23 protein-coding genes are annotated in these 26623 nt (G+C 65.9%); 7 read left to right on the forward strand and 16 right to left on the reverse strand.

From position 1 onward, the window contains the following. Window positions 1-153: 153 nt before the first annotated feature. A complete protein-coding gene (locus tag VSR71_RS26875) occupies window positions 154-696 on the forward strand; it encodes a hemerythrin domain-containing protein (protein ID WP_342916812.1) in 543 nt (180 codons plus the stop codon). Window positions 697-702: 6 nt separating this feature from the next. Here VSR71_RS26875 and VSR71_RS26880 read toward each other — a convergent pair whose 3' ends face one another. Next, the gene (locus VSR71_RS26880) at window positions 703-1011 is read right to left on the reverse strand and encodes an EthD family reductase (RefSeq protein ID WP_342916902.1); all 309 of its coding nucleotides are present in this window, start codon (window positions 1009-1011) and stop codon (window positions 703-705) included. Between the two features lie 144 nt (window positions 1012-1155). Continuing rightward, window positions 1156-1446, reverse strand: coding sequence for a hypothetical protein (locus VSR71_RS26885; protein ID WP_342916903.1), 291 nt, complete (start codon window positions 1444-1446; stop codon window positions 1156-1158). Between the two features lie 190 nt (window positions 1447-1636). Between VSR71_RS26885 and VSR71_RS26890 the strand changes: the two genes are divergently transcribed. The 3 genes from VSR71_RS26890 (at window position 1637) to VSR71_RS26900 (ending at window position 3430) form a co-directional block, all read left to right on the forward strand. Continuing rightward, a complete protein-coding gene (locus tag VSR71_RS26890; RefSeq protein ID WP_342916813.1) occupies window positions 1637-1903 on the forward strand; it encodes a PepSY domain-containing protein in 267 nt (88 codons plus the stop codon). A gap of 39 nt (window positions 1904-1942) precedes the next feature. Continuing rightward, entirely contained in the window at window positions 1943-2584 is a 642-nt protein-coding gene (locus VSR71_RS26895; RefSeq protein WP_342916814.1) for a cytochrome b/b6 domain-containing protein, read from the forward strand. Window positions 2585-2686: 102 nt separating this feature from the next. Next, window positions 2687-3430, forward strand: a complete 744-nt coding sequence (locus tag VSR71_RS26900) for an MBL fold metallo-hydrolase (protein WP_342916815.1) — start codon at window positions 2687-2689, stop codon at window positions 3428-3430. Window positions 3431-3565: 135 nt separating this feature from the next. On the opposite strand, the gene VSR71_RS26905 is transcribed toward VSR71_RS26900, so the two are convergent. Both VSR71_RS26905 and VSR71_RS26910 read right to left on the reverse strand, forming a co-directional pair. After that, on the reverse strand, window positions 3566-9040 hold the full coding sequence (locus VSR71_RS26905) for an AAA domain-containing protein (RefSeq protein ID WP_342916904.1): 5475 nt from the start codon (window positions 9038-9040) through the stop codon (window positions 3566-3568). 50 nt (window positions 9041-9090) lie between these two features. Next, the gene (locus VSR71_RS26910; RefSeq protein ID WP_342916816.1) at window positions 9091-10320 is read right to left on the reverse strand and encodes a M48 family metalloprotease; all 1230 of its coding nucleotides are present in this window, start codon (window positions 10318-10320) and stop codon (window positions 9091-9093) included. Window positions 10321-10475: 155 nt separating this feature from the next. Here VSR71_RS26910 and VSR71_RS26915 point away from each other — a divergent pair, with 155 nt between their 5' ends. Then, window positions 10476-10916, forward strand: a complete 441-nt coding sequence (locus VSR71_RS26915) for a hypothetical protein (protein WP_342916817.1) — start codon at window positions 10476-10478, stop codon at window positions 10914-10916. A 281-nt stretch (window positions 10917-11197) separates the two neighbouring features. On the opposite strand, the gene VSR71_RS26920 is transcribed toward VSR71_RS26915, so the two are convergent. From VSR71_RS26920 to VSR71_RS26975, 12 genes are all read right to left on the reverse strand, one after another. Beyond that, window positions 11198-11650, reverse strand: a complete 453-nt coding sequence (locus VSR71_RS26920) for a PA2169 family four-helix-bundle protein (RefSeq protein WP_342916818.1) — start codon at window positions 11648-11650, stop codon at window positions 11198-11200. 245 nt (window positions 11651-11895) lie between these two features. Then, window positions 11896-12960, reverse strand: coding sequence for a 2-aminoethylphosphonate aminotransferase (locus VSR71_RS26925; protein WP_342916819.1), 1065 nt, complete (start codon window positions 12958-12960; stop codon window positions 11896-11898). Then, window positions 12960-14156, reverse strand: coding sequence for a phosphonopyruvate decarboxylase (aepY, locus tag VSR71_RS26930; RefSeq protein WP_342916820.1), 1197 nt, complete (start codon window positions 14154-14156; stop codon window positions 12960-12962). The genes VSR71_RS26925 and aepY overlap by 1 nt, the downstream gene beginning before the upstream one ends. Further along, window positions 14153-15859 carry a phosphoenolpyruvate mutase gene (gene aepX / locus VSR71_RS26935; protein ID WP_342916821.1) on the reverse strand — a complete coding sequence of 569 codons (1707 nt, stop codon included), beginning with the start codon at window positions 15857-15859 and terminating at the stop codon, window positions 14153-14155. Before aepX ends, aepY begins: the two co-directional genes overlap by 4 nt. Continuing rightward, window positions 15856-16632, reverse strand: a complete 777-nt coding sequence (locus VSR71_RS26940) for a phosphocholine cytidylyltransferase family protein (protein ID WP_342916822.1) — start codon at window positions 16630-16632, stop codon at window positions 15856-15858. The genes aepX and VSR71_RS26940 overlap by 4 nt, the downstream gene beginning before the upstream one ends. Window positions 16633-16661: 29 nt before the next feature. Then, window positions 16662-17666 (reverse strand): lysylphosphatidylglycerol synthase domain-containing protein, encoded by a 1005-nt coding sequence (locus VSR71_RS26945; protein WP_342916823.1) that lies wholly within the window; start codon window positions 17664-17666, stop codon window positions 16662-16664. Next, window positions 17663-18490: a HalD/BesD family halogenase gene (locus VSR71_RS26950; RefSeq protein ID WP_342916824.1), complete on the reverse strand. Its 828-nt coding sequence runs from the start codon at window positions 18488-18490 to the stop codon at window positions 17663-17665. The genes VSR71_RS26945 and VSR71_RS26950 overlap by 4 nt, the downstream gene beginning before the upstream one ends. Window positions 18491-18497: 7 nt before the next feature. After that, window positions 18498-19166 (reverse strand): CDP-alcohol phosphatidyltransferase family protein, encoded by a 669-nt coding sequence (locus VSR71_RS26955; protein ID WP_342916825.1) that lies wholly within the window; start codon window positions 19164-19166, stop codon window positions 18498-18500. A gap of 717 nt (window positions 19167-19883) precedes the next feature. Continuing rightward, on the reverse strand, window positions 19884-20249 hold the full coding sequence (locus VSR71_RS26960) for a response regulator (RefSeq protein WP_342916826.1): 366 nt from the start codon (window positions 20247-20249) through the stop codon (window positions 19884-19886). A 23-nt stretch (window positions 20250-20272) separates the two neighbouring features. Next, entirely contained in the window at window positions 20273-20776 is a 504-nt protein-coding gene (locus tag VSR71_RS26965) for a hypothetical protein (RefSeq protein WP_342916827.1), read from the reverse strand. Window positions 20777-20820: 44 nt separating this feature from the next. Then, on the reverse strand, window positions 20821-21555 hold the full coding sequence (locus VSR71_RS26970) for a methyl-accepting chemotaxis protein (protein WP_342916828.1): 735 nt from the start codon (window positions 21553-21555) through the stop codon (window positions 20821-20823). A 55-nt stretch (window positions 21556-21610) separates the two neighbouring features. Continuing rightward, window positions 21611-23863 carry an Hpt domain-containing protein gene (locus tag VSR71_RS26975; RefSeq protein WP_342916829.1) on the reverse strand — a complete coding sequence of 751 codons (2253 nt, stop codon included), beginning with the start codon at window positions 23861-23863 and terminating at the stop codon, window positions 21611-21613. A 603-nt stretch (window positions 23864-24466) separates the two neighbouring features. Between VSR71_RS26975 and VSR71_RS26980 the strand changes: the two genes are divergently transcribed. Continuing rightward, window positions 24467-24871, forward strand: a complete 405-nt coding sequence (locus VSR71_RS26980) for a hemerythrin domain-containing protein (protein ID WP_342916830.1) — start codon at window positions 24467-24469, stop codon at window positions 24869-24871. 138 nt (window positions 24872-25009) lie between these two features. Continuing rightward, the gene (locus VSR71_RS26985) at window positions 25010-26623 is read left to right on the forward strand and encodes a cbb3-type cytochrome c oxidase subunit I (RefSeq protein ID WP_342916831.1); all 1614 of its coding nucleotides are present in this window, start codon (window positions 25010-25012) and stop codon (window positions 26621-26623) included.

Raw genomic sequence — 26623 nt, forward strand, 5'->3', positions numbered from 1 at the left:
TTCTGGTCCTGAGCTGGTGGCACGCGGGATTGAACAGGAATCTTTGACCTAGATCAGGCCCACGCTGTGAGGGAAGACTATTGTTACTGAACTGTTGCAGTTCCGATGAATCTGGACGCAACTTCCCAGTGACCAGTTTCCCTGGAGGGCGCCATGGCCAACCAGCTTGCCGTCTGGCATTCCGACCACATCAATTTCGCCGCACTACTTGACCTGCTGGAAGAGCAGGTGAACGCCTTTTACCGGGACGAGCAGCCAAACTATGGCCTGATGGGCACGATCATCGATTACCTGCGCAGCTATGGCGATCGCGTTCACCACCCTCGCGAGGATGTTGCATACGCCCTGCTCGTCGAGCGATCTCCGGATATGGACATTGTGGTCAGTCGGCTTCTGCAAGAGCATCGCGTCATCGCCGCGGTGGGCGAGGAACTGCTCGGCCGGCTCCGTGAAGCAGAAAGCGAGGTCATTACGTCGCGGACGGCGCTCGAGGCCGCCGCCGCCATGTACCTTGCCTACTATCGCAATCATCTCTCCACTGAGGAAAAACAGGTCATGCCGCGTGCAGCGCAACGACTGACCGAAGAAGATTGGGCAGAAGTCTCGACCACCGTTCCGGACGGCTCCGATCCTTTGTTGGGAGACGATGCACAAGAGCGTTTCGCGACATTGCGCAAACAGATCGAGAGCGCCTGACAGGCACTACACCTCTTTGGTGTCGAAGACCAGAAGATCCACGCCCGCCTGTGCAAAATTCGCCAGGTCGGCCGCGGTCGCGGCGCCCTCTGGCGAAGCGAGAGCCTGTTGCATTGCGTCAAGGGAATCGAAGGTAAGCAACGCTACCAGATGGAAAGGTGATTGCCCGGCCGGCGTCTCCACCGGGCTGCTGCTGACCTCGTAAGCTTTCAAGCCGGGCATCTTCCTGGCAATCGGAATGTGCTTGGAGAAGTAGTGCGAGTCAAACGCTGCCTTGTCGGCGGGCATTTTGTACAGTGCGACAAGCTTGGCCATGTTGTTCTTCCGGTTGGGCGGGCGCAGCGGCGGATCGAAATGGCTGCGCGCCAAGGCTTGCGCTGAATCCGATCGATAAATCGATCCGGTTCCTTGCACGACCCGCCCCGCTCACTTGCGACCCGCCCTGCTTGCATGCAGCGCCTATTTGACGTGCAGGATAACGGTTCCTTCGGCAATCGTCGGCGCGCTTGCGCCGGTATCGGCCGCGTTCTCGGCGATCCAGTCCCTGGCCTTCTTGACGCTTTCATCCGCGCCCGCCTTGTCATTGCAGGTCGTGACGGAGAATCCGCCATCGGCGGTTCGCACCAGCGTATAGCTTACAAAGCCCTGAACCGAACGCATCAGCGATTCGACTTCCGAAGTCCGCTTTTCCAGCAGGTCATATAGCGCCTTGGCCCCGCTTCCGGCATAAGTCCTGACAACAGTGTGCATGATTCGTCCCTCCATGGAATGACCCCGGATTTCGCGAAGTCGCGCCGAGATGGATGTGATGGCACCAGTTTAGGTGTGGCGAGAGTCTTTACAAAAGATGGTCTGGCTACTGCTGCCGCCACATCTCCTGCGGATTGCGAATGATTCTCGCGTGCACTATGCTCAAGACTCCCTCGATACGGAGACTCCCATGCTGAGACTTGGTGCGCTGATGGCAATGATCCTGGTGTCCGGTTCAGTACTGGCCAGCGCGAAATGTCCCGCGCATCCGAAGGGCGAATGGATGAAGGAGAGCGATGCCCGCGCCAAGATCGAGGCGCAGGGCTACCACATCAAGAAATTCAAGGTTGACGGAAATTGCTACGAGATCTACGGCACGAACAAGGATGGGAAAAAAGCCGAGGTCTATTTCGACACCAAGACGCTGGACATAGTCAAGTCGGAAATCGGGAAGTAGCAACACGAGATTCCGTCGTCGTCCCAGCCCTGCCGCACCATGCAGCCTGCGCGCCGGTCCATCCTGGTCTGGGATCCCATCGTCCGCATTACACACTGGAGCGTAGCGGCACTGGTGCTTTGGGACCTGTACGAGGATTCCGGCGGGCCGCTGCACCGTAATCTCGGCTACGCGGCCGCATGCCTGGTGCTGGTCCGCATGGTGTGGGGTGTCGCAGGTCCGGGCGCGGGGAATTTCCGCGCGTGGGTACCCACCCCTCGCGGCATACTGGCCTATGCCAGGGCCGCCGCCGCCGGGCGCCCGCCCCGCTACCTGAGCCACAGTCCGCCTGGCGCAATGATGATGCTGACGCTGTGGATCTTCATCCTGGCACTGGCATTTACCGGTTGGCTATCGCGGCTGGACAGGTTCTGGGGAGAAGACGGACCCAAGGATTTCCACGCCATCCTGGCCTACGTGTTGATGGCGCTGGTCGGCGTCCATATCGTCGCTGCGGTCTTCATGAGCTGGCTGCACAAAGAGAATCTGGTGCTCGCCATGGTCACGGGCAGGAAACCGGCGGAGGAGGAAGACGGCCCGCTGACGGACGCTGGCTCAGCAAACGCATCTGAATTGCCTGCAATCCCCGCCTCTTCCGCGGCAAAGGCCGGCGCCGAAGCGCCGCCGCTTCGCCCGCATTGATACTTCCCTTGACGCTGGACCCACATGGTAGACAATCGTCGAACGTGCATCGACGAGCTGGCCGAACCTGGAAAACGTCAGTTGCCCAAGAAGGAGCGCGCCATGGCGACCCTGTCCCTTTCGAGCGGTACAACAATCGACGAGATTGCGGACCGCATCTATCGCATCTCCACGCCGGTCGAGATCCCCGGGGCTGGTGGTTTCTCTTTCAACCAGTACCTGATCGACGACGACGCGCCGCTGTTATTTCACACCGGTCTGCGCAGGCTGTTTCCGGTGGTCAGCGAAGCCGTCGAGCGGATCATGCCTGTCAGTCGTCTGCGCTATGTCGGTTTCTCGCATTTCGAGGCTGACGAGTGCGGCGCGCTCAACGCGTTTCTCGCGGCCGCACCGCAAGCTGAGCCACTGTGCGGCCAGATCGCGGCCATGGTCTCGGTGAGCGACTATGCCGACCGCCCACCTCGCGCGCTGGATGATGGCGAGACCATCTCGCTCGGGCAGCACAGGGTGCGCTGGCTGGATACACCGCATCTGCCGCATGCATGGGAGTGCGGGTTCCTCATGGAGACCTCGACGGCGACGCTGCTCTGTGGAGACTTGTTTACGCAGGGCGGCTCGCACCCTGCGCCGCTTACCGAGAGCGACATCCTCGAGCCGAGCGAGGCGTTCCGTCGCGAGATGGACTACTTCTCGCACACCAGGAACGCCCGCGCAATGCTGGAACGTCTCGCTGCATTGCAGCCCACAACGCTCGCCTGCATGCACGGCAGCGCCTGGCGCGGCGATGGCTCGGCCCTGTTGCGCGCGCTCGCCGACAGCGTCGAACGCGATCAGGCTTTGCCGTAAGGCTGCCACCGGCGCCCAATGGCCTGCGCTCGATTCTCGGCCAGCACGCGCGCCAGCGCGGCATCTCGCTGGACGTGGCACTGGAAGTGGAATCGCTGAATACGGTAAAGGAGGTTGCGGCCGGCAGCAACGAAATTACGCCTCCACGTACCCCTTGCGCAGTTTCTCCGCCACCAGCTTGTCCATCTCGCGCCGGGCCCGCTCGGCGCTGTCGAACGCCTTCACGCCGGTCTGCCCCGCGCTGCCGATGCGGCCATAGGTGACGGAAAGCTCCGCCCCGCGCACGCTGGCCCGCCAGAACTTGCGCGACGTACCCTGCTCGAAGCGCAGCGTCCGCGTGAACGCTTCCTGCACAGCCGACGCGGTTGCCGCCGCCTGGAGTTCGTCCGTTGCGGATGTGACCTGCACGGCGGCTGGCTTCAACGGCGCCGCCATCTCCACCTCCTCGTGCAGTGCGCGATCTTCGCCGTCGGCCAGCATGGCTTCGATGCGGGCCAGCACGGCGTCCCGATCATCGAGCCAGTCCTTGCCCGGGATGTCCAGCACGCGCCAGCCGAAATTGCGCAGGATGCCGGGACGGAACACATAGCGTTCAGCCGTATCCGTGACTGGCTCCGACGGCGAATCGAGCAGGATTGCCAACGCGTAGCCTTGTCCCGACGGATCGGCAATGGCCAGGTCGCAGCGGAACTGCGAGCGGCCAACGTTGGCGTGCACCTGGTGGCCGCGCGCGCGCAGCGCCTCGGCCAGCGCGTCGCGGATGCTGTCCGGCGTGGCCTCACGCGTGAAGACGTCGCGCGCGCCCGGGTTCAGCGCGCCAAGCACCGCCTGGGCACGCTCGAACTGGCCGCGCGCGCTGGCCTGCGCGAACTGCAGGAACGCGCGCAGCGCGGCCGCGCCATCGTTGTGCACATTGGTGATCGCCTCGGCCTGGATCGTCGACACCACCGCCATCCGATGGCGCGCGCGGCTGAAGATCACGTTCAGGCGCTTCTCTCCTCCACGCTGGTTGATCGGGCCGAAGTTCATCAGCATCTTGCCATCCGGCCCTGGCGCGTAGCAGATGCTCAGGATAATCACGTCGCGCTCGTCGCCCTGCACGTTCTCCAGGTTCTTGACGAACAGGCCGTTGAACTGGTCGTCGTCCTCGCGCACGTACTCGCGCTCGAGGCGCATCGCGAAGTCCGCGTCTTCGGCGGCCAACGCCTCGAGCGCTGACTCGATGGCGCCCTGCTGCGCCTCGGAAAACGCCACGATGCCCAGGCTCAGCCCGCTCTCGCGGCGCAACAGCTCGCGTACGATCCGGGCGATGTAGCTCGCCTCTGGCGCATTGCGGCGCTCCGCGTAGACACCATCGGCCAGCCGGTGGAAGCTGACCGGCCGCGCCAGCAGTGCGTCGGCGCCCGCGATGCCGGCATCCTGCTGGTCCGAGCGCAGCGGCGCCGCCTCGTCCTCGACCTGCTCCAGCACACGGTCGGGAATGGTGACAAGGCGCCCGTCGTAGAAGGCGGCGTTGGAGAAGCTGATCAGCGACTCGTGGCGACTGCGGTAGTGCCACGCCAGCAGCGTCGCGGGCAAATTGCGTGCGGCCTGGTTCAGCAGGCTGTCCGAATCGAGGTTGATGGCGATCCGCTCCCCCTCCTCGTCCACGACGATCTCGTCGTCGCCCTCGGCGCCACCGGCCGTGAAAAAGCTTGTCGGCGGCAGCTGCATCTCGTCGCCGACCACTACCGCCTGGCGCGCGCGGCTGAGCGCGGGCACGGCCTCCTCGGTCGGAATCTGGCTAGCCTCGTCGAAGATCACCACGTCGAACAGGTCAGGCGACAGCGGGAGCGTGTCGGACACCGACAGCGGACTCATCAGCCAGATCGGCTTCAGGTCGTTGATGACGAGCCCCGTTTCATCGTCGGCGAGATCGCGGATCGAGCGGTGGCGCATGCTCTTGCCGAACTCGTGCTCCAGTTCGCGCCGGCCCGTGGCGTATTGCTTCTTGAACGCCTTGCCGTCGGCGTCCAGCATCGTGGCCGACAACGAAGACGCGCGCACATGCTCGGCGAAGTGCTTGTGCCGCGTGGCGCGCACGACCTCCGCATTCAGTGCGAGCAGTTCGCGCTGGCCCTGCGCCACGGCGCGCGCGGCCTGTGCGAGCGCGGCACCGCCAAAGCTCGCCAGCAGCGGGTTCTCGCGCGCAAGGCGACGCAGCGCCTCGTCGGCCACCAACGCTTCCAGTTGCGCGGGTGCATGGTCGAGCCACTGCAGCGTGGCGGCGCAGGCGGGATCGCCTGCATGCACGGCGCGCAAAAGCGGCAACAGGTCCGGCAGTTCGTCGAGCGCTTCGCGCAGGTCGCGCAGCAGCTCGGCGATGTCGCCAAGGCGTACGTCGGCGGGCAGCGCCAACCCGTCGCGTACGCGCTGCGCGAGCTTCTCCAGCGCCTCGCGCGCGCCGGCCTCGGCGCGCGCCGCCGCGACCGCATCGACGGCCTGGCGCAGATGCGCGACCAGTTCGCGCGGACCCGCGCCCGACTGCAGGCGCTGCTCGAGTTCGCCAAGCGCGCGCAGAAAAGCCTGCATCTCGCTCACGCCGTAGCGCCGGCGGCTGTCGGCATCGGCTGCCGCCAGCGCCGCGCTCGCGGCGTGTTCGGCGGCCAGCGCTTCCAGCACCTTGCCGTAGCCGGGATGGATAGCGTGCTTGCCGAAGTCATAGCGGCGCTTCAGCTCGCCGCGCAGCCGCCACCATGCAGGCTGCAGCCAGCGCGCAAACGACGGCTCCAGCCGCCGCGCGAGGGCCAGCGCCGATTCGGTATCGCCGGGGCTCAGCTTGTCTTGCCAGTTCGCTGTCGCGCCACGCGCGTCGGCGAGTGCCTGCGCGCGCCTCTCCAGGTCCGCGCGGACTTCGCGCAGTGCCGCTTGCGCCGGCGACGCGGGATCCAGCAGCTCCAGGTGCCCGGCCAGGCTGGTATCGAGCAGCCATTGGCTGTCGGCGGCAATCGCGCGCGCCTGTTCCAGGCCCGTGTCCTGGCTGGTAAGGCTCGCGGTGCTGTCCAGCAGCGGGTCGAGCGCATCAAAAAGCGCTTCCGCGTCACGGCAAAGCTGCTCGGCGCGGCCATACGCGCGCTCGTCGGCCAGCAGCTGCGCAGACAGGCGCGCGAACGGATGCGCGGCCAGGCTGTCGAGACCGAAGCGCTCGCGCATCGCGCGGTGCACGCGCTGCGCGAGGTCGCGCTGGCGGTCCCATGCGGCGAGCGCCGGCAGGCGCTCGCGCATCGCGGGCCCCGTATCCGGCACCGCAGGGAGCGCTACCACGCGGCGCAACAGCGCACGCACGCTGTCGCCGAGTGGCTCAGGCGCGGCGGCCATTGCCGATTCGAATGCGTCGATACGTTGCCGGTGCGCGGCCAGGGCCTCCGCCACCTGTTTGCGGCGTGCCGCCAGCGTGTCGCCGTCGTGCGGCTGCGCGATCCACTGCTCATAGCAGGCGCGCAGGTCGGCAATGAAGGCCTTCTTGTCGGTCTGCGAGTCGTGGATCAGGCAGCACAGCGAGTCCAGCCCGCTTTGCTTGAGCCGATGGAACACCACGTCGAGCGCGGCCCGCTTCTCGCAGACAAAGAGCACGCGCTTGCCGCGCCCGGCGTAGTCGGCGATCAGGTTCGTGATGGTCTGCGACTTGCCCGTGCCCGGCGGGCCCTGGATGATGAAGCTGCGCTGGCTGCGTGCAAGCCCGACCGCAGCGTTCTGCGTCGCATCGGCCGCCACCACGTTCCACTGCTCGGCCGGTGCGAGCGGCGCGGGCGCCTCCGTCTCCACGTCGCGCGGCTCGATCGAGAACACGCGGTCGAACGCCGGATTCTCGCCCGGCTCGTCGAGCAGCTGCGCGTAGTCGCGCACCAGCGACATCTTGCGATAGTTGAAGTTCGCGAGCGTCACCTGGGTCAGGTCCAGGTCCCAGGCATAACGGTGGCCCTCGGACTCCTCCAGCACGAAGCCCTGGCGCTCTTCGCCTTGCGCCGCGGCCGCGCCGCTCATCTGCGGCCGGCGCGGGCCGGCACCCGGGGCTGCGCCGGCCTCGAAACGCTGCGGCAGCTCGCTCGGCCGTACCCAATGCTCGAACAGCGCGCGGCCCAGCGGGCGGTAGTCGTCCCGCGCGTAGCTGTATGGCGGCAGCCAGCCGCCCGTGCGCCCAGCGGCCGTGCCTGGCCTGCGGCGCTGGAACTGCTGCATCCGCTGCAGCGCCTTCTGCCGCACGAGCCGCACGGCGGCCTTGTCGACCAGGCGCAGCTCCACCGAAGGCTCGGAACGGCGAATCTGCGCGAGGATCCCGGCATGGATCTCCTCGAGCGAGGTCTTGCCGAGATCCACGGTCTCGTCGAGCCGGATGTCATAGAGCTGGCTCAGGTAGTGGCGCAGCGCCGGGTTGAACTCGGCCTCGCCGCCCGCGCACTGGATCACGTACTGGTCGCGCACGCCCTTGCGCTTGACCAGCTCTACCGGCAGCCACAGCAGCGGCGTCACAATGCGCTCGTCCGGCGCCTCCTTCAGGTTGTGCCAGCGCAGGAATGCCACCACCAGGCGCAGGTTGCTGAAGCCGTATTCGGCGCGGTCGCGGCGCGTTTCGGCGATCAGGCGGTCGAGCGAGGCCGGCAGGTATGGCTGGTCGTCGAAGCGCAGCCAGCGCTGCAGCGACACCGGCTTGCCCGCCACCAGGTCGGCGGCAAACGGGCCGCCCCAGGTGCAGATGTGCTCGGGCCGCACGCTTTCGATCTGCAGCATCAGCGGCACGCTGGCTACCGTCAGGTTGACACTGGCCGCGGTCGGACGGAAGTGCAGCAGGCGGTTGCGCCGCGACAGATCGAACAGGCGGTCACGCAGATGCGTGAGCACGGCGGCGCGGCGCGGCGTGGCACCAGTCGTGCCGGCCAGCGCTCGTTCGACATCCAGGGCTAGTGGCTGATCCCGCCACGTGCGCAGCCGCGTCGCGAGCGCGGCGACATCGGTGGCGCGATCGTGGCGGTTGATCTCGGTCATCTCGACGATCACCGCGGCGACGATCGGATGCAAGCGCTCATGCAGCAGGAACAGGTTGCGGCGGTGCGTCACAAAGTTGCGCAGATCGTGCTCATCGGCGAAGTCCAGGCCGCAGGCCAGGCTCGCCAGCACCATGCCGAGCAGGAAAACGTCGCCGATCTCGTCGTGGTGGCCGACGAGCCGTTCCCAGCTGGCTGGGCCGGGCAGGTAAACCGGGCGCCCGATCGGCGCCGTAGCGTCAAGCTGCAGCGCCAGGTCGGTCTGGTCGCGCTGCCCGTCATCGGCGTGGCCGAGCTGCAGCGCCCCGACTATATTCAGGCCGGAGGCCGGATGCGGCTGCACGCGATGCACCGCGCCGAGGTCCATGACGGGGATTTCGCCATCTGGCCGCCGCAGGCGCAGCGCGCCGTCCTCGCTCACCAGTATGCTGTCGGGATCGAGCGCCGCCACCCTGCCCTGCGCATGCAGCGTGGCGACCTGCGCGAACAGGGGCAGCACCAGCACCAGGACGTCGTCGGCAGCCAGCGCCGCGCCCGCCTGCGCATCGATCAGTGCCCGCAGCGTGCGCGGCCCGCCGCTATCGTTCATACCGGCGCTGGTGTTGGTGCCGTCGGTCGTGCCGTGGGTCGTGCAGTGATTCATGCCCGGCCCTCCGTGGCCCGTTGGTGATCGAGTTGGTGATCGAGTTGCCGATCGAGCTGGCGCCGGTAGCGGTCCAGTTCGCGCTTGCCGAAGCCGGCGTCGCGGCGCAGGTTGCCTTGCAGCGCTTCGAGGCTGCCGAGCCCCTGAGCCATCTGCCCGGCGCGCAGCAGGGCCGCGTCCTGCTGGTCGGGGTCCGCGAGCGCAAGGTCGATCATCAATGCGTTCAGGTAGCCGCGGACGCTGTCTTCGATCACGCCCTGCCCCAGCTTTTCGGGACCGATCGCCGGTTCGTCGTCACGCCAGTCGGGAAACATCATGCGCACCTGCGCAAGCACCGCCTCGCTCGCCAGCGGCGTGCCGGCGAGAAAATGCGCCAGGAAGCCGCGCGTGAGCGCCTGCAGCCGGACCTGTCCGGGAAGGTCCAGCCTTTCCAGCGCCAACGGGCCGTGCAGGCGGGTGTCGATCCACGGATCAAGATCGGCCGCGCCCTCCCACCACAGCGCAAGCGCGCGGGCCCGGATAAAGGTCTCGGGATGGCTGTGGGCGGCGCTCGCGCCCGGCTCGGTGGATTCGATCTCGACCGCCTGGCGCAGGTAAGCGGCCGCGTCCACGCTGCCCATGCCGGTCTGCACCTTGACCAGCGTCGACACCGCCGGCGCCACCGCACCGGCGGCCACGGCGCCGCCACGGTCGGCAAACAGCTCGGTATGCAACGCGTAGCGGCGCCAGGTCTCGCGATGACTGGCGCTCGCGCCTGGCGCGGCCAGTGCGTCGTTCAGGATGCGGTCAGCCACCAGGAACTGGCCGTCGTCGCGCGACCACAGCAGGTAGTGCGCCAGTTCGTGGCCGAACACCGCCAGCAGCTCCGGCGGCGCGAGCCGCTCCAGCAGCGGACCCTGCAGGACGATGTGGACCTCCCCGGGCACATAGACCAGCGACGCGTTCATGTCCTGGCCCGGCGACTGGTAGAGCGTCGCGCGCGCTTCGATGCCGAGCCGCGACATCGCCTGCGCCAGCGCTGCGTGTATGTCGGCGTGGGCGTCTGTCTCGATCCGGTAGGTGTCCCGCAGCAGCATCGAGCGCAACGCGTCGCGGTGGTCGGCGCCGGTAGCGCGTGCGTTGGCCCAGCGCCAGACTTCAGGCTCGTGGCGACGCAGATAGTCGACCACCGTTGCGTGATAGGCCAGCGGCAGCAGCGCGCCGCGATCCGGGGCTTGAGAGTCCATGCGGGACGTTCCAGGGTTGGTGGTAGCCGATTCTACAAGGTGGCGATCGCCAGGGGAGCCTTCGTGGCAACTTCCCGTGCGAGCGGGTCCGCATGCCGCGCCGTGTAAACTCCCGTACTGGCTGATCGCCGAACATCTCCTACCTGAGAAAGAACATGACTCGACAACCACTTCGTACGCTGTGCCTGACCCTGCTGCTGAGCGCTGCCATTTCCCCGGCGCTGGCCGATGACCTGAAGAACGCTGCGGGAGGCGGCCTGGGTGGCGCCGCCGGTGCTGCCGTCGGTGGCGCACTAGGCGGCAGCACGGGCGCCGTGATCGGTGGTGCGGTGGGTGGCGGTGCGGGCGGCGCAGTGACTGCCAACAAGAAGGAACGCACGGGCGCGATCGTGGGTGGCGCGCTCGGCGGCGGCGCAGGCGCGGCGGCTGGCAATGCCCTGGGCGGCCGGACCGGCGGCATCGTGGGTGCCGCGGCCGGCGGTGCAGCGGGTTCGGCGCTGGGCGGCAATGTATCGCGCAACAACTATGCCGATGATTACCATGGCGGCAATCGTGGCAAGCACAAGGGTCACAAAAAACATCGCCACGACGACTGAGCGAGGCGATGCACGGGCGCCCGGCGGCGCTGGCGTAAGCGTCCACCGCGGCCGCCAGCAGCGGCGTCAGACCTCTGATAATGGAGCTCTGCGAGCAAAACGAAATCCCCTGATGAAACTCCGGCCTGCCGCTGCGGGCTTCAGGATCGACAGGGGAACGATGGCAAGGACGAAAAGGAACCGGCGGGGCGCTGTACCGGGCTCACATGGCGGAAGCCGCCGTGCCGATGCTCATGGTTGCATCGGTGGACGAAGTGAGCTGCCCGGATCCGCCCCGCACGTCAATGAATCTGCATGCCCCGCATGGCATGAAGCCGCCCGTGATGCCGCATCAGGTCATCATACTGACGCTGTAACATGGCGCTGGCCTCCGGCGGGAGCGACTTCGTCAGGGCGGACTGATACTCGCGCCTGGCGGCTTCTTCCTCGTGCTCGCAGATGCCCAGTATGGCGTCGTCGTTGCCTGGCTGCAGCATGTGGCGCAGCGCCATCCAGCCACGGAGCAGCGTTCCTTGCATGCTGCCGCGGTCAGCAGGCTGGCCGCCCATGGCACTGACCATGGTCTGCAGCTCCTTCACCGACGTGCGGCACGATGCCGCCGTGCCGGTCAGGATGTCGCGCAGCTGCATATCGTTCACGTCGCTGGCTCCACTCATGCAGGCCAGTTCGCTGTCCTTGCCAGCCGCGATCAGCTGGTTCAGCGCGTGGAAAGTTTGTTGCTGAGTTTCGCCCATGACATTCTCCTAACATGCGCGCCGGCGACGCGAGCGTGCCGCGACTCGCCGGGATAGCCAAAGGAAGGAACCGTCGCAGGTTGGAGACGCCAACGGAAATGGCTCACGCGGTTCGCGGTGGTTCCTGTCGGCCTGCCGATGTCGAGGCAAGGTAAAACCATGATAGGAGATGGCCGGCGCGGGAGAGGAAGGGATCACATGATCGTCGCCGACCCGCCTCGATAACGCGGGTCGCCCCGTCGCGATCAGGTCATCAATGCCGCAAACCCCTGCAGCAGGCGCTCGATGTCGTGCGCCTGAATATGTCCCATCGTGGAGATCCGGAACAGTTCGTTCGACAGCTGGCCCTGCCCTGCATAGATCACAAAGCCGAGCGCTTTCAAGCCGTCGTGCAACTGCGTGTACGACAAGCTCGCCGGCAATCGGTAGGCGCGCAGGACAACGGAGGACTGCTCCGCCGGCAACGCGCTGGCGATGCCACGCAATGCAAGTCCCGCGCGCACCTGCTCGGCCAGGGCCGCATAGTGCGCGTGCCTGGCGGGCTGGCCGCCGCTGTCGTCGAGTTCGCGCAATGCTTCCACCAGGGCGTAGTAGGCGTGCACGGACGGGGTGAAAGGGGTGTTGCGCTGATCCTGCAGGCGTGCCAGCCGGCCAAGATCCAGGTAGTAGGTCCGGCTTGCGGCCTGAGCCAGCGCGTCACGCCGCGCGATGACGAAGGCGGCCCCGGGCACGCCGTGCAGGCACTTGTTGGCAGTGGCGGCCACGGCGGCAATGCTGCCGCCGAAATCGATCGTCTCGGCGCCGAAGCTGCTGACGGCGTCGACCAGCAAGCGAACGCCTCGCTGGCGGCAAACGGCGTCGAGCGCATGCAGATCGTTCAAGCGCCCTGTCGTCGTTTCATGGTGGATGACCGCCACATGGCCGATGGCCCGGTCCGCGTCCAGCACGGCGGCCAGCCGGCCGGGATCGGGCGGCTGCATCCAGTCATGCCTGATCACCTCGTGGTCGATGCGGTATTGACTCGCTATCTGCGTGATGCGCTCGCCGTACACGCCATTCTCGATAACGAGCAGCTTTCCGCGCTCGGGCACCAGCGCGGCAATCATGCTTTCGACTGCCGCCGTGCCTGACCCGGTCATCAATATCGCGGCCCACTCGGCGGGGTCCAGCCGGTAGACGTCGAGCAGCCGCGCGCGCGCCTCGTCCTGCAAATCGAAGAATTCGCTTTCGCGATGACACAGGTCGGGCTGCAGCAGGCTGCGGCGTACGCGCTCGGACAAGGTAACCGGGCCGGGGTTGAGCAATAGCATCAGTTCTCTCCGTGATCAGCGCCGATGTGCCGCGCGAGGCGGGATTTCACTTCCGCGGGGGTGATGGTGGGCCTGGGCAGGCCATCCGGCGTGCCGGCGCGTATCACCAGTCGCACGAAACGCGAGCCGGAAGCGGACGCACCCGCCTCGGCGGGCACAGGCGCCGCAAGCCAATCGTCAAGCAGTTCGAGGCGGTCGCCTTCGGCCGCGGAGGCATAGCCGCAAGCCGACGCCACGCCGGCAAAAGACACATTGGGCGACACCGTGGCCTGTGCGCCGGTCGAGTCGTGCGCGCCGTTATCGAGCAGCACGTGCGTGAGGTTCGACGGACCGTATGCGCCCACGGTGGCGAAGTTGCCCATGCGCATCAAGGCGGCGCCGTCGCCGTCGATGGCCACCACATGCAGGTCCGGGCGCGCGAGCGCGAGGCCGAGAGCAAACGAAGCCACGCAACCCATCGAGCCCACCATATAGAGCTGGTTCGGCCGGTCTTCGAGCGCATACAGTTCGCGGCCGCAGAAGCCGGTCGATGCCAGTACCACCGTGGAAGCAGCCGGCGTATGCGCAATCACGCGTTGCAAGGCATCGCGACGCGAAGGCAGCGCATCCGGCGCCCCTCCCCGCCACTGCGTGCGCACCGCGCATCGCGCACGCGGCGCGGGCCGAACCTGCGGCGCGAGCGCATAGGGCGCGACACTGCCCTTTTGCATGACCAGCGCGTAAGGGCGCCCGGTCGCGTCCATATGCGCCAGCGCGCGATCGAGCGCCGGGCCGATGGCGGCCGCGTCGGTCGGGAACAGCTCCCAGGGTATTTCCATGGTGTCGAGCATCGCAGGCGTGACCGGACCCATCAGCGCGTGCTGCGGCTCGTCCGCGGTGCCAGGTTGTCCTCGCCACGTCACGATCAGCAATTGCGGCAGGCGAAACGTCCAGGTCAGCGAAGTGAGCGGGCTCACCGCATTGCCAAGACCGGAGTTCTGCATCATCGTGATGCCACGCCGCCCGCCCCTGGCCCCGAGCGTCACGCCCGCGATCAGCGCGACCGCGTCGCCTTCGTTCGCCGACGAGACGTAGTGCAACGATGGATCCTGCAGCACGTAATTGATGAAGGGGGTGAGATACGAGCACGGCACCCCCGCATACCAGGAGAAGCCACGCGCCAGCGCTGCCTCGATAAACTGAGCCGCGTCGATCATGGGCGTTTCTCGCTGCGGGGTGCGGCCTGGACGAACGGCAGCCGCGCATGCGCGAACTCGCCCGCGCGCTGGTAGTCTTCCAGGTCGTTCACGCTGCGCCAGTGGCCATGCACATACTTCACCTCGATCTCCTCGCCTGCATCGATCAGGGCGTTGAGCAGGTCAGGCATGTCCAGCGTGTCGAAATCCGCTCGCGCCTGCAGGCCGGCAAGTGTCCGCTGCAAGGCCTCGCGCCCGGCGCCGCGTGCGCACAGCAGGCCGATCCAGCGCCCTTGCGGCGCCTGCCCGCCGCTGACGGCCACTTCCGTCGCCTTGTTCGACACATGCCGCAGCAGGACCTTCTGGCCGAACAGGGCGCGATCGTCCGGCGCGGAGCAGTAGGCGAAATCGCGTACGCTCTGGTTCGACGGTTGCGTCTGCGACGAGTCGACCACCACGCTGAAGCGGCACTCGCTCTCCAACAGGTCGCGCAGGAAGTAGCTGCGAAAGAGCAGGTCGCCGTAGGCGATCACGGTATCTGTATGCAGGTCGTCGGCCGCGCACGCCAGCGACGCCAGTTCGCCGGTACTCGCGTGGCGCTCGTTGCGCACCAGCTTGATGCCCCCGCTCTGGATCGCATCGGCATGATAGCCGCCGACCACGGTGATGTCGTGGATGCCCTGCATCTTGAAGGCGTCCACCAGCCAGCGCAGCAGCGGCTTGCCCGCGACCGGCAGCATGACCTTGGGCCGCTCGGCGGTCAGGGCGTCAAGCCCTTCACCGCGGCTCGCCGCCAGCACAACCGCCGCGCCGCGCGCCTCGGAGCCAGACAGGTACAGCCGTTCGGCGGCGGAATACTCGTCGGCATCCTGCAGGCGGAAGATCTCGCTCACCGGCGCGATGCGGTCCTCGACATGAACCAGCGTCTGGGTGTCGTGGATCTCCCTGGCCACCGCCTGCATCGCCGATGCCGCCGCACGGATCAGGTGGTTGGCCCAGATCACGAGGCTGATGCCGGCCCGGCGAAACACCTCGGTGGGAGTGCTGTAGTACCTGGTCGGCACGATCACCAGCGGAGCGCGGCCGGCCCACTCGCGTGCGAACTCGAGGATCTCATCCGGCCGCGACAGCTTGCTGTGGATCAGGATCGCATCGGCGCCGGCCTGCCGATAGGCTTCGGCCCGGCGCAAGGCCTCGTCCATGCCCCAGCCCGCAATCAGTGCTTCCACGCGCGCGACGATCGAGAAATCGGCATCCGTCTGCGTATCCTTGCCGGCCTTGATCTTGCCGCAGAACTCGTCGATCGTGGCCAGCTGCTGGCGTTCGCCGTCGATAAAGCTGTTGGTCTTGGGAAACTGCTTGTCCTCGATGCACAAACCCGCGATGCCGCGCTGTTCGAGTTTCCTGACCAGGCGCCGCACATTGTTGAAGTTGCCATAGCCGGTATCGCCGTCGACCAGGATCGGCAAGCCGCTGGAATCGGCCATGAATTCGAGCGTGTCGACCACCTGTGTCCAGCTTGCCTCGTTGTTGTCGCGCACGCCGAATTGTGCCGAGATGGCCAGGCCGGAGGCCCAGATGGCCTTGAAGCCCGCTTCGCGCACAATCCGGGCCGAGAGACCGTTGTGGGCCTCCAACATGAATTCAAGTTCGCTGCTCACCAGCAGCTGGCGCAGCGTGGCGCTGCGCGAGGCCGTGGGCAAAGCCGGATCGGGTGCGTTCATGGCGTGGCTCCCGTGGAGACGCTGGACCGGCGCTGGAGTTCCGGCAGCACTTCATCGCGCGCGCGCACGACGTCGCCCGGGAAGTCGATCTCGATCCAGGGCGCACCGGTCACGTCCGCGATTTCAAAGGCATGAGAACCCTCCAGCAGCAGATCGCGCACGGCTTCCTCGTGCGGCATCTTCTCCTGGTTGCGCTCGACATACCCCGCGACGATCTGCGCCAGGCGGCGCGCGGCCTGCTCGCCAAAGCGGAAGAAACCAACCGACTCGCCGATCGTGTCATATTCAAGGCCCACCGCGACCTGCTTGCGCAACTCAACTGGAATGCCGTCCCGCAGGCAAAGCTTGACTGGCTCGTCGCCGATTTCGAAGTCGCGGTCGATCAGCAGGCGGTTGACGCTGTCGCCGGCGACCAGCGCGGCGAGAATGCGCTCGTCATAGAGCACGTCGGCGTCCATCAGCAGGACGTCGCCGCCGCGCGTGAGCGCGTCGGCGACGGTGTGCACGGTCAGGACGCTGCCGAGCTCGTAGCGCTGATTCAGAACGATTTCAGGATGGGGCGAATGTCCGAGCCGGTCGAGTTCGGCCCTGACCTGTTCAGGCTGGAAGCCAAGCGCAAGCACGATCTCCGTGACGCCCGCCGCGTCCAGCATGCGTAGATGCCGTTCCAGCAGGGTCATGCCATCGAAGCGCAACAGACACTTTGGGAATTGTTCTCCGGGCGGTTGCTGCAAACGCAGGCCAAGGCCCGCGGCAAGAATAATCGCTCGCATATTTTTCTCCGCTCCCATGCAAATCGCCATCAATCGGTAGTCGGCACACCCCCCATGCTTCGCCGCCGGTGGTTTCGTTCACTCCAGTACAAATACAGAAGCCCGGGCGCGCCAAGGGCGATTTCCCGGGCGCGCTTGAGCAGCGACAGCGCCAGCGCCGCGTCGGCAGGCAGGCCCACCAATGGCGCGAGCAACAGATAGCCAGCCTCCTGGGCACCCAGCGAGCCGGGAATCGCAAACGCGGCGCCGCGGATCGCCTGCCCGGCGCTCTCCAGCAGCAAGGCGTCGAGCCAGCTGACAGGATGGCCGAGAAACCGCAGGGCCAGCCACACCTCGCCGGTGCCGACCAGCCAGCCCGCCAGGCTCAGCGCGAAGGTCGCGGCGATCTTGCCTGGCGCGCGATAAGTCCGCCGCACCGCAGCGTCCACGGCATCGGCACGCGTAGTCAGCGCAGACCAATCGCGCTTTCCCGACAATTTCGACAGCAGGCGCAGCACGCCCCCGAACAGGCCACGCCGCTGCGCCACATAGAACCCGACCACGCACAGCGCCAGCAGCGCGGTGACGGCAATGACCGGCAACTGCAAATCCTCGCGCGCGCCGCGCGCCGTGAACGCGCCAAACAGCACGAGCCCGAACACCGCGAACACCAGCTGCGCCATCGCTTGCATCGTCGTGCTGACAATGATGGCCGCGGCAGCATCGCGCATGCGCGCACCGAGTTGCACGAGATGGCGCACCATCAGCACCGGTCCACCCAGCTGTCCGGCGGGAAGCAGGCTGTTCACGGACTCACCCACCCAGCGCGCAAGCAGCGCGTCGCGCATGGTGCGATGTCCGGCGTGACGATCGAACAGTACCAAGATGGCACCTGCATCCAGCGCCAGCGGCAGCAGGTGAAACGCCACCACCAGCAGGCTCAACCAGCCCGCGGACGTCAGCGTCGACGCGACCGAGCCGAATCCGGTGACGGCAAGCAGGACGACAAACAGCGCCGCCCCGGCTGACAGCGAAAACATCGCCGCACGGGTCATGCCCGGGGCTGCTGGCCCTTGGCCAGCCGTCTGAAGACTTGCCGGAAGCCGAAATAAGCGAGCGCGTCCTTCATGTTGGAGACGAAACGCAGCCACGGCCGCATGCCCTGGTCGGTGACGTATTCGAAAGTCAGCGACACCCGCATCTGGTTCGCCCCGAGTGGCGTGATGCGGTGGCGCAACTTGTCGCCATCGAAGAAAACCAGGCCGCCTGGGGGGATCTGTACCGACCCCGCCTGGGCGGGCACACCGGGCTCGCGCGTGTGCAATTCGTACTCGAGACGGCACGACGATTCGTCAATCACGCCGAACAGCAAGGTATAGCGCCTGCCGTCGTAGTAAGAGGTGTCGTAATGCCAGCCGATATGATCGCCCTCGCGCGTGTAGTAATAGAGCGCGTAGGCATGCGGATCCTGCTCGGGCGAAGGCAGCAGCCGCTCGCCGCAGATCTGTTCGAGCCAGCCGATCAGGGCCCTGGACCGGTAGAGTTGCGCGATAAAAGGCGCGTGCTGGTCGATCGTATGGCGGCTGACGCTGCCGCCCTGCTTGTGGCCCGGGAGATAATTGCGGTTGATCCGCTCTTCCAGGGCCCGGGCGCTGGCAACCAGCCCTTCCGTGACTTCGGCAGGCAAAAATTCGCCCACATGCAGGAACGCACCCTGGCGCTCGAATTCCGCGCGCAGCGCGCCGTGCCCGAGTGTGCCGACACGTGCGGCCACATCTGCATCGGGATCGGCGCGCGCGTCTTCAGCGGCGGCGAAAGGCCGCTGCCGCTCGCCAGGCAGGGTGAGAAGATCCCGGTCCGCTTCGGCTTGTTCGCTCATCGGCGCCTCATGGTCTGGTAGCCGCTGTCACGGGGCGAGCGCGCCGCACGGCGCGCCAGTAGTCGATGACCACCCATGCCGCGAACAAGGGCGCGCCGATCGACGCCGCCGTCAGGAACGGGCCGATGGCGCTGCTCAGGGTCACAAGTGGCAGGAGATAGAGCACATCCTCCGTCTCGAAGCCAGCGACCGAGGCCTGTTTCGTGGCGGTCTTGCCGGCGAGCGCTTCGATGCGCATGCGCAGGAAGAAGATCAGCGCCACGGCCCCGCCCGCCACGCTGCCGCGCACGACCGCTGACACCGCAGTGTCCTGAAACTGTCCCGAGACGCCGATCCCCATGCTGACGAAGAGCAGGATAGTGACTGCTGCGTCGCTGAACAGATCGTAAAAATGGCCTAACTTGCTGGATTTCCCGCTGATTCTCGCGAGTTCCCCGTCAGCATGGTCGATGAAATTGGAAAGCACGACCAGCAGCGCACCGCCATTCGTCCAGGCGAAGCCGCCCTGCGCGAGGCATGCCGCGCCGGCCAAGCCGGTCAAAAACCGGATTGTGGTCAGATGATTGGGCGTAACCCGGGAATCCTTGAGCGGTTCGACAAGCCGCCGCGCCAGACGTGCGTCCCATGTACGCGGAGGTGGTGGCGGCGCATGCGAGTCCATTGGATTGCTGCTCATCTTGCAAATACCCCCGCGGCAGGGAATGCGGCGTGGCTGCAGGGCCAGCTCGCGTGTTTTGCTTGGCAGTATTTCAATCTGAAGGATCAGGGTCGATCGCGCGCCGGATTCCGCACTGCAGCGCGGTTCGGACACTGTGATCCCAAGCCCCGGGCCAGGTGCCGTCCCTTGCATGCACAAGACAAGTGCACTCCGGCCTTCATTGGGGTAAATAATAGACGTGATTCCGACGGACTGCCGAGGCAGCGACCGTCTCACCCCGCCTCCCCGCCTCCCCCGCCTTCCCGCCTCCCTGCATTACCCCCGGCGGATCGCCGCCGCCGTCGGTCGGCACCGTCCCGCTCGCACGGCACCGCCGTTGTCTCCCTCGAACGGCTGTCGTCCCCCGCAAGTCCTGGACTCTGGGGTTTCCCCTGGCGATTTCGCCTTGACACCCGGCATCCATCTTCAATCCGCCTGCGCGCGACGGGAGCGTGCTCGAGGTGACGATAACCGCCCGGAAGTGATGAATGCGCTCCATTCCCCCGCGAACAGGGAGCTGGCATCCGTCTGGGATGCCAGCGCCACGGATCCGGATTTGTGGGTTGCGGTCGGGCGCCGCCCCTCGCGCGTCAGTCAACCACCCGCGCGATCACAATGCGCTGCGGAGTGCAAGCGCGGAGGCAAAGCAGGAAAGGATTGTCCGGCAGCAGGCCTGTCCTCGCGGACAGGCCGTTGTTACTGGGCCAGCTTCTTCAGCCCTTCCAGCGCGGCAGCACCCTTGAAAGGCTTCACGATCCAGCCCTTGACACCGGCGGCCCGGCCGCGGTCTTTCATGGCCGGGCTGCTTTCCGTCGTCAGCATGACCACGTTGACGCTGCGATTGGCGAGGTCGCTGCGCACCTTCTCCACCATGGTCAGCCCGTCCATGTTCGGCATGTTGACGTCGCTGATGATAAGGCGGATGGCCGGGTCGGCCTTCAGCCTGGCCAGCCCGTCCTTGCCGTCGACCGCGGTCTGAACGTCCATGCCGTTGGCGCGCAGAAAACCGGCCACCTCGTCGCGCACCGCGTTCGAATCATCTACCACCAGAATTTTTGCCATGCTGGTTCTCCTGCAGCGAAAGTTCAGAACAGTTCCAGTTCACCGTCGGACGCTTCAACGACTTCCTCACTCACAGTGAAGTCGAGGGGCACGCGCGTGAACAGGCACATCGTTACGCCGAGCTGGACCGATGCGCCAATGGCGACTTCGAAGTCGGCGCGGTAGTCGGGCTTCAGGCTGTCGACGTGACGCTGGCTCTGCCCGCCCAGGATATAGGGCGTCGACATGCCCAGGTCGGCGAAATGCCCGACGAAGTCCTGGTTGATCGCCCCGCAGCAGAGATTGCCGGTCTCCAGCAGCGCGTCGTTCAGGCTGCCCGCGGTGCCGCCGCGGGTGAAATAGGCGCTAGTGGCCTCATCGTTCCTGAAGCGCAGCAGCAGCATCAGCCGGAAGCCCATCGACGAGATCGTGAGCACCACCACCGCATCGTCGTCCGCGCCACGCGCGCGATCAGCGTCGACGCGAGTGATCGTGCAGTGAGCGCCGTCGTCCAGGACCAGGCGTGACTGCACTGCGCGATGCAGCATGCGCTCAAGGCTGTGTCTGGTTTGCGCACTGATCACGTCGGCACTCACTGGCACGCGGCCTCGGGCTGGCCGGACTTGAACTGCTCGGCCAGCATGGCAACGCTTGCCAGCGATGCAGCGATCATCTTGCCGCCCGCCTGGATGTCCTGGAACGTGCCCGTGGTGGTCAGGTCGCTTTGATAGAGGTTGTCGCCGAAGCTCTTGGACAAGGCTTCCGAGCGCGCCGCGAGTTCGCGCACCTCGCTCGCCACCACGCCAAAGCCCCGGCCTGCCGTCCCCGCGCGTGCTGCCTCGATCGAGGCGTTCAGCGAGACGATCACCACATGCCTGACGATCGACGACAGTTCCGTGTTCTGCTCATGCATTGCACGATTGCGTGCCATCAGCGAGATCATCTGCTCGTGCCAGCGCTCGAAGGTGGCCGCCAGCCCGCGCAAACGCTCCGCTTCGCCGGCGATGCGGAGCGCCTGGCGCCCGGCTTGCGCTTGCGCCTGGCGCGCGGCAACCAGGTCGGCGTTGAGCTGATCCATGGCCGAAGCCTGCGCGGCTGCCGACGACTCCATGCGCTCCAGCTCGGCCTGGAGTGCCTTGCATTCCTGTCCGTTCTGCGCAATCTGCTCGCTCAGCGCAGTATTGGCCTGGTCCAGCGACCGGAGCTCGACGCGATGCGCATCGTGCGCGGCCGCCACCGCCCGCCTGATTCCATTGCGGTACGCCAGCCATGCCGGTACCGCAGTCATCACCACGCCCGCGAGCGCGCCTGTCAGAAATTCACCCATACTGCCCCCAGTACTGCTCCTGCCGCAATTGCCCTGCCCAGAATCGGTCTGCTGATCACAACGCCATCGACGCCGGCGCTTCCGACAACGCCACCACGCTATCCACGGCGAACCGCTCGGGCAGGCTCACCACGGTCTGGAACTGCCGGTATGGCGCTCCGACGTTGTTGTCGGTAAAGCGCAGCGCAATGCCGCCCTGCGCGCGCTCGAGGAAATCGCGCACCGCATCCATGCCGACGCCGCGTCCCGAGATCATCGTCACGGTTTCGGCAGTCGAGAAGCCCGGGCGGAAGATGAACCGGGCGATGACATCGTCGCCGACCATCTCATCTTCGCCGATCCAGCCACGCTCCAGCGCCGTCGCGCGGATCCGGTCCAGCGCCAGCCCGCGGCCATCGTCGGCAACGGTAACTTGCAGCGCATGCTGGTCGACGGCGGCTTCGATGCGAATCGCACCTGCCACGGGCTTGCCAAGCGCGATGCGCGCCTCGGCCGGTTCGATGCCGTGGTCGATGGCGTTGCGAAGCAGGTGCGAGAAGACGTTCTCCATCAGCCCGGTGACTTCGGCGCGCAAGCGGTAGCCGTTGTCCTGGATGCTGACCTGCGGCGGCAGCTTGCCCAGATCTTCGGCCAGCGACGGCAGCGCGCCCACGACTGCCGACAGCGCTTCCTCGACGCTGGTGGTCTCTGGCGCGGCTGCCAGCTCCGACGCGGCGCCACCCGCGCCCTTGCGGCCCAGCTTGACTTCGTTGATCGTGGCGTAGCGTGCCAGCACGTCGCGCACGCGCTCCACGTCCTGCATCAGCGCATCGGGATTCCACTCGCTACTGTCGCGCTCCACATCGCGCAGCACTTCCAGGCGTTGCTCGGCCTCGTGCACGACGTCGGTCAGGTGCTGCAGCTTGTAGGTGCGCGCATTGCCCTTGATCGTGTGCATGTTGCGGAACAGCGCGGCCACGGCAACCGTGTCGGCTTCGGTGGACTGGCGGATGATGCGCTCGTTCTCGTGCACGAAGCCGTGGGCGCTTTCCATGAACCGATGGAACTTGTCCTGGCTCACCGCAAGGATCTCGCCGATGATCTCTAGGCTGCGCCGCTGCTCGCTGGCCTCCGCCGCCAGCTCGCGCAGCTGCGTGACGTCGCGCACGCACAGCATCAGGCGTACGACGGTATCGGCATCGTCGGTGATCGCGGACCAGCTCAGGTCCAGCACCTTGACCTGACCATCCGGCATGCGCTTTTCGACTTCCGTTGGCAGCAGGTGCTGGTTGAAGACGAAGTTGATGCCGTCCTGCCCCACGCAGGCATCAACCGCGGCCTCGACCTGCGATTGCGCATCCGTGCCGAGGTCGGTGTCGGCAAACACCAGATCCATGAAGTTCCGGCCCGCGATCTCGCTGGTGCCGAAGATCTGCTCCAGGTACGCCGAGTACTCCGGATGGATGGCGCCGCCGTCGACCACGGTCAGGATGCCCTGCTGCATGTTCTGCAGGATCGCCTGGATATCGGTAGTCTTCTGCCTGAGCAGCGATGCGTTTTCCTGGATGCGCTCGATCATGCTGTTGAAGGCGACGATCGAATGGCCGATCTCATCCATGCGCCCCACCTCGATGCGACGGGTGAAGTCCTGGCTCGTCGCGATCTCGCTCATGGTCGACTGCATGCGCGTCAGCGGCCGCGCGATCTGGCGATACAGCAGCCAGCCGATGGACGAAAGCAGCACCACGGCCACCGCGCTCACAATGCCGATGGTGCGCGCCGCGCCCGCCAGGGCGTCGTTGAGCGAGGTGATCGCGTCGTCCTTCTCGCGGTTCTTTTCCACGCGCAGCGTATCGACGATCTTTTCCATCTCATCGCAATAACGGGCGACATTGGCAAACAGGAAGGCCTGCGCAATCTCGTCGCGGCCGGCGGCCTTCATGTCCGCGGTTTCGCGAATGGCACCGAAGTAGTTTTCCAGGCTCTCCTGAGCTTGCGCGAGCAGGCCTTTCTGCGCATGGGTGGATGCGCTCTGCGCCTGGCGTGCCAGCGCATCGCCGAGCGCCGCCTGCCTGGTCTTGAGATCGTCCTGCGCCTGCGCCAGCAGATTGGCGTCCGGCGCATAGACCAGGGTCATGGTGGCGAGCTGAATGTCCTTGACCAGGGACACCACATCCGCCGAAGCCAATGCGCTGGGCACGACGCCCTCGGTTACCTGTCTGACTTCAGACGCGCTCGATCGAGTCTGCATCACGGCATAGCCGCCAATCGCGGCCAACGCCAGACACATCAAGGCGATCAGCAGCACAATGCGCTGACGAATGGTCATGGCACTTCTCCCCGGCAATACAAAGTCAAGCCCTTCAAGGAAGGGAATTTGCCCCGTTCTGTGCGGGACGACTATTTAGCGCCGTGATTATGGCAACCCCACTGTGACCTTGCGATGACATTTGTTCATGTCCGGAGCCACGCCCGAAGGGTGGGCTCCGGACATGGCGGCGTTTGTTGACCGAGGGCGCCGAAGCCCAGGTCAACGCGACGTTCCATGCCGAATGCTCCAATTCGCGGCTTGGTCCGGTATCCAGCCGCCTGAGCACCAGAGGCATTGGTGCAAAAGAGGAAACGCAGAAGAGTCCGCTATGTGTCTACCCCGGCCACCGGGCCGTGCCTACCATGCCATCTATCGGCATCCGGACGATGCCATGGCAGTCACGATGCATAGATTTGGATGCTCCCTGCCGTTGCGGAAGGATCATCGTCTCCAGCCTCCATATCGGACTGGCGCTAGCCCTGTCCCGTAGCGGCGCCACCTCACTAGCGCAGCAGTCGGGAAGCGATCCTATATGTTGCATTTAATATGCATCTTTAATAGAATGCTGCGACACCCGGCGAGGCCATCACAACGCCATATCAAGCGAAAGAACTGCAAATCATGACAGCCCTCATCGACACCATGCTTGCCGAGCATAAACAGATCTTTGCGATGCTCGAGACCGTGCAGCGCCAGGGCGTTGGCACAGAAGCCGGCCTTCAGACGTTGGACCGGCTTCGCAAGCTGGTGCTAGCGCATCTGGCGCGTGAGGATCACAAGCTTTACCCGCCCATGCATCTCCATGAACAGACCCGTGCGCTCGCCGAAGAATATGAAGCTGAGATGCACGTCATTTCCCGGGAAGTACTGGATTTCTTTGCCCACTTTCGCGACGGCGGCGACAGGCTTGCGTTCGCGCGGGCGCTGGGCCGCATCGTCGCCCGCCTGCGAGCCCGGATGACGCGCGAGGAAATCCGCCTGTATCCGGCGTTTCGCGCGCACTGCAGCGCTGTAGCCGCGGGCTGACATCGTCTTTTTTCGTCGAGATCGCGCCGCAAACCGCGCAGTGTGCCGACCAGCAACATTGGCCTGCGGCCGCAGCGCGCCGCCGGTAGCACTGCCTCGACCATACCGCGCCCATCCGCATTTCTCAGGAGAGTTCCCGTGAGCACCATCGCGATCCTGTTATCCGCCTTCGTGCTGTCGATGATCGGGCTGTTCGCTTTCATCTGGACGCAGCGTCGTGGCCTGTTCGACCGCGATCCCAAGGCAGCGGAAGTCATCTTCGCGCCGGGCGAGATCGGCTCCGTCGAAGACCCCGCCAATGATGCCGCGCGCATGGCGCGGTGGCAGGCCGCGGCCCCGCACCATGCGGGCTCCGCTGCGAGCGCCGAGCTGGCCCAGCGTGCCCGCGCGGACGCCTCGACCGCGCCGCTGGTGTTCTTCCTGTTCTGCTGCGCATTCGCGTGGCTGCTGGTCGCATCCGCCGCTGGCCTGACCGCGTCAATCAAGCTGCACGCGCCCGACTGGCTTGCCGATGAGGCCTGGCTCACCTTTGGCCGCATTCGCACGATTCACCTGAACGCCGTGGCCTATGGCTGGGCGCCGATGGCTGGACTGGGTATCGCGCTGTTCGTGATCCCGCGGCTGCTCAAGACCGAACTTGTCGGCGCGCGCTATGCGTTCCTCGGTGCCGCGCTGTGGAATGCGGCACTGATCGCGGGACTGGGCGCGATCGGCGCAGGCCTGGCCGACGGGCTCGAATGGCTGGAGATTCCCTGGCAGATCGACATCCTCTTTGTGGCCGGTGGCGCGCTGCTCGGTGTGCCGCTCGCGCTGACATTGCTCAACCGCAACGTCGAACATCTCTACGTCTCGGTCTGGTACATGGGCTGTGCGCTGTTCTGGTTCCCGGTGCTGTTCCTGGTCGCCAATGTTCCGGGGCTGCACCGTGGCATCGAGGAGGCCACGATGAACTGGTGGTTCGCCCACAATGTGCTGGGCCTGTTCTATACGCCGCTGGCGTTGGCCTCGATCTACTACTTCCTGCCAAAGATCATTGGCCGGCCGGTGCAGTCCTACAACCTGTCGCTGCTCGGCTTCTGGGGGCTGGCCTTCTTCTATGGCCAGGTCGGCGGCCACCATCTCGTGGGTGGGCCGGTGCCCGGATGGATGGTCACGCTATCCATCGTGCAGAGCATGATGATGATCATTCCGGTGATGGCGTTCACGGTGAACATGCATGGCACGCTCAAGGGCAAGCTGGCTGCGCTGCGCTATTCGCCCACGCTTCGCTTCATCGGCTTTGGCGGCCTGATGTACACGGTCAGTTCGATCCAGGGTGCCTTCGAAGCGCTGCGCAGCCTCAACGTGGTCGTCCATTTCACGCACCATACGGTTGGCCACGCGCATCTGGGGATGTACGGCTTTGTCACCATGGTGTTCTTTGGCGCCATCTACTTCATCGTGCCACGCGTGTCCGGGCGTGAGTGGCCATCGCAGTTCCTCATCAGCGCGCACTTCTGGCTGGCTGCGATCGGCATCACGATCTACTTCGTGAGCCTGAGCTACGGCGGCTGGCTGCAGGGGATAGCGATGCTGGACGCGAGCCGCCCATTCATGGATTCGGTCACGCTGACCCTGCCCTACCTGAGGGCACGCAGCATAGGCGGGGCGCTGATGGTGCTCGGTCATCTGGCCTTTGTCACGCATTTCGTGATGCTGCTGCGCGCCCGGCCGGCCGGCAGCAGCACGCCAGCACTACTGAAGACCGTCTAA

It is taken from the genome of Cupriavidus oxalaticus (assembly GCF_038900635.1).
Taxonomy (GTDB): Bacteria; Pseudomonadota; Gammaproteobacteria; order Burkholderiales; family Burkholderiaceae; genus Cupriavidus; species Cupriavidus oxalaticus_B.